The organism is Microbacterium sp., from assembly GCF_051953575.1.
Lineage (GTDB): Bacteria > Actinomycetota > Actinomycetes > Actinomycetales > Microbacteriaceae > Microbacterium.
Window position 1 is genome coordinate 1 of record NZ_JBQCIP010000145.1, and the last position, 3,264, is coordinate 3,264.

Below are 3,264 nucleotides of genomic sequence, written 5' to 3' on the forward strand. Positions count from 1 at the left end.
GCCTATGGCGGACATCTTCGACGTGATCGCGGACGGAACGCGTCGCGACATCCTGCGACTGCTGCTCGATCGGTCATCCGCCGGAGAACGCGGCACCAGCGTGTCGCACATCGTCACCGAGCTCGGCGCGAGCCAGCCGACCGTCTCGAAGCACCTGAAGGTCCTCCGCGACGCCCACCTCGTGTCGGTCCGCGAAGAGGGCCAGCACCGCTACTACAGTCTCTCGGCCGCGCCGCTGGACGAGGTCGACGACTGGCTGGTCCCGTTCCTGGACGACGGCGCGGGCAGCGATGCCGCCGACGCCGCCGTGACCTCGTTGCCGGACTCCGCCGCGCACGCCGCCGACGTGGTCGGCCGGGCCGCGGCATCCGCCAAGCACGCGTTCGAGACCGCGCTCAAGAAGCTTCCCGGGCGCTGAGCCTCGGATGAGGGATGCCGCGGGCCGCGGCATCCCTCATCCACGTCGTCAGCGCCGGCCGGCCTTCCGGCCGAACAGCCACGCGCCCCACACCGCCGAGACGGCGAGGATGAGAGCGCACCAGCCGACGGCCCACAGCGGCTCGGTGCCGAGGGCGGTGCCCATGAGCAGCCCGCGGATCGTCTCGATGATCGGCGTGATCGGCTGGTTGTCGGCGAACCACTGCAGCCACGTCGGCATCGTGTCGACGGGCACGAAGGCGCTCGACAGGTAGGGCAGGAACAGCAGGATGAAGCCGTAGCCCGAGGCCGCCTCGGGGCTGCCCGCGGCGAGGCCGATCGCGGCGAACAGGTACGTGATCGCCAGGATGTACAGCGCGATGAGAGCGGTCGCCGCGACCCATGCGACGACGCCGGCACTCGGGCGGAATCCGACCAGCAGGGCGACGCCGATGACGACGGCGGTGGCCACGAGGTTGCGCGCGAGGCTCGAGATCGCGTGCCCGGTGAGCACGGCGCCGGCGCGCAGCGGCATCGTGCGGAACCGGTCGATGATGCCGCTGGACATGTCGCGCGCGACGTACGTCGCGGTGGTCGCGGCGCCGAACCCGGCGCACAGCAGGATGATGCCCGGCACGACGTAGTCGACGTACGAGCCGGCGGGGTCGAGCGCGCCGCCGAACACGAACGTGAACAGCAGCATGAGCATCACCGGCAGCAGGATCGACATGCTGAGCGATTCGCCGTCGCGCAGCGACTGCGTCATGCTGCGCCGGACGAACACCGCCTCGGCGGTGAATCCGCGCAGGCGCGGGCGGGGGACCGCCGTCACGGCGGTCGGGGCGAGCGTGGTCATGCGTACTCCTTGGCGGTGTCGGGGGTCGTGCGGTGGGCGGGAGCGGATGCCGCCCCCGGTGTTCCGGTCAGCGACAGGAAGACGTCGTCGAGCGTGGGACGGCGCAGCGTGACCTCTGCGCCGGGCAGGTCGTCGGCGCCGAGTCGGGCGATGGCGTCGCGCAGGCCGGCGACGCTGCCGTCGGTGGGCACCTCGCGCACGACCGCCCCGCCGGCGTCGGTCAGCACCACGGTGTCGGTGCCGACGAGCGCCTTGAGCTCGGCCGGCGTGCCGGTCGCGACGATCGCCCCCGCGTCGAGCACGGCGACGCGGTCGGCGAGCTGGTCGGCCTCTTCGAGGTACTGCGTCGTCAGGAAGACGGTGGTGCCGGCATCCGACAGCGACCGGATCACCTCCCACAGGTCACGGCGGCTGCGCGGGTCGACGCCCGTCGTCGGCTCGTCGAGGAAGAGCACCTCGGGCACCACGACGAAGCTCAGGGCCAGGTCGAGTCGGCGGCGCATGCCGCCGGAGTACGTCCGGACGCCCTTCGTCGCCGCATCCGTCAGCGCGAAGCGCTCGAGCAGCTCCGCCGCACGGGCGCGGGCCCGGCGCGGCGACAGTCCGGACAGGCGACCGAGCATCACGAGGTTCTCGGTGCCGGTGAGCATGTCGTCGACGGCGGCGGACTGGCCCGTCAGCGCGATGCGCTGGCGCACCGCGTCGGGCTGGGCGGCGACGTCGAAGCCGGCGACGGCGGCGGTGCCGCGGTCGGGGCGCTGGAGTGTGGTGAGGATCGAGATGGTGGTCGTCTTGCCGGCGCCGTTCGCGCCCAGCAGCGCGAAGATCTCGCCGCGGGCGACGCTCAGATCGAGTCCGTCGAGGACGACGGAACGACCGAAGCTCTTGCCGAGCCCGCGGATGTCGATGGCGGGAGCTGACATGCGGAGCATCCTTCCGTGTACGAGTGAAACTGTTTACTGTCGCAACTGTTTATGACGGTAACACACTGTTTACGTAATAAACAGTCCTAGGATGACGGCATGACCGAAGACCTCGAGCCCGAGCTCCCGCGCGGCATCGCCCTGGCCTGGGGCGTCGCGGCCAACCCGCAGCGCGGCCCCAAGCGCGAGATGAGCGTCGAGCGCATCGTCGAGGCGGCGGTCGAGATCGCCGACGCCGACGGACTCGGGGCGGTGTCGATGGCTGCGGTCGCCGCGCGCCTGGGCTTCACGCCGATGTCGCTCTACCGCTACGTCAGCGCGAAGGAGGACCTCATCCTGCTGATGCAGGAGGAGGCGACCGGCACCCCGTCCGACACCGTCGGCGAGGCCGGCGGCTGGCGCGAGCAGCTCGAGGCGCTGTACCGCGAGCAGGTGCAGAACCACCTCGCCCACCCCTGGGTGCTCGACATCCCGATCTCGGGGGTCCCGGTCACCCCGAACATGGCCGCGTGGATGGATGCCGGCCTCCGTGCGCTCGCCGGCACGCAGCTCACGCACGAGGAGCGGCTCGCCGTGATGCTGTTCGTCAGCGGCTCCGCCCGGTGGGCGGGCAGCATCCTGGCCGGCTACGCCCGGCTCGCACGGGAGCGGGGGATGGACGGGCCGACGATCACTCGCGCCGAGGATGCCATGTTCCGTGCTCTCATCACGGGAGACGCCTACCCGCATCTGCGCGCGGCGATCGACGCGGGCGCGTTCCTCGACGACTCCGACCCGTTCGCGTTCGCGCTGCAGCGAGGCCTCGACGGGATCGCCGACTACATCGCCGCGGCCGCCGAAGGCCGCCATGCCGCCGGCATCCCGTGGACGCAGTCGGATGACGCGGACATCGCCGACGACAAGAAGTTCCGCGAGGCCCGCAAGGCCGTCCGTGAGGCCGAGAAGCTCCTGCGGGCGGCGCGCAAGGTGGAGCGCCAGACGGCACGGGAGGCGCGTGAACGCCGCGCCAAGCAGTCCGCCGCCGGCTGAGTGCGGGCGCACCGCGCGTCTCATGAGTCACACGGGTTT

The 3,264-nt window shown here is 71.6% G+C and carries 4 protein-coding genes; 2 read left to right on the top strand and 2 right to left on the bottom strand.

The window, feature by feature from the left end; translation table 11 throughout:
* Window positions 1–4 precede the first annotated feature (4 nt).
* Window positions 5–418, top strand: a complete 414-nt coding sequence (locus ACTHNQ_RS09195; protein ID WP_440333047.1) for an ArsR/SmtB family transcription factor — start codon at window positions 5–7, stop codon at window positions 416–418.
* A 48-nt stretch (window positions 419–466) separates the two neighbouring features.
* Here the strand turns inward: ACTHNQ_RS09195 and ACTHNQ_RS09200 are convergent, their stop codons facing one another.
* Together ACTHNQ_RS09200 and ACTHNQ_RS09205 are read right to left on the bottom strand one after the other, a co-directional pair.
* The gene (locus tag ACTHNQ_RS09200; protein WP_440333041.1) at window positions 467–1,273 is read right to left on the bottom strand and encodes an ABC transporter permease; all 807 of its coding nucleotides are present in this window, start codon (window positions 1,271–1,273) and stop codon (window positions 467–469) included.
* A complete protein-coding gene (locus tag ACTHNQ_RS09205) occupies window positions 1,270–2,196 on the bottom strand; it encodes an ATP-binding cassette domain-containing protein (protein ID WP_440333043.1) in 927 nt (308 codons plus the stop codon). Before ACTHNQ_RS09205 ends, ACTHNQ_RS09200 begins: the two co-directional genes overlap by 4 nt.
* Before the next feature lie 99 nt (window positions 2,197–2,295).
* Between ACTHNQ_RS09205 and ACTHNQ_RS09210 the strand changes: the two genes are divergently transcribed.
* Window positions 2,296–3,225 (top strand): TetR/AcrR family transcriptional regulator, encoded by a 930-nt coding sequence (locus ACTHNQ_RS09210; RefSeq protein WP_440333045.1) that lies wholly within the window; start codon window positions 2,296–2,298, stop codon window positions 3,223–3,225.
* The last annotated feature ends 39 nt before the right edge of the window (window positions 3,226–3,264 follow it).

Excerpts from the sequence above, each read along its gene's own strand:
- ACTHNQ_RS09205 (WP_440333043.1), bottom strand. The coding sequence starts at position 2,196 with ATGTCAGCTCCCGCCATCGACATCCGCGGGCTCGGCAAGAGCTTCGGT.
- ACTHNQ_RS09200 (WP_440333041.1), bottom strand. The coding sequence starts at position 1,273 with ATGACCACGCTCGCCCCGACCGCCGTGACGGCGGTCCCCCGCCCGCGC.
- ACTHNQ_RS09210 (WP_440333045.1), top strand. The coding sequence starts at position 2,296 with ATGACCGAAGACCTCGAGCCCGAGCTCCCGCGCGGCATCGCCCTGGCC.
- ACTHNQ_RS09195 (WP_440333047.1), top strand. The coding sequence starts at position 5 with ATGGCGGACATCTTCGACGTGATCGCGGACGGAACGCGTCGCGACATC.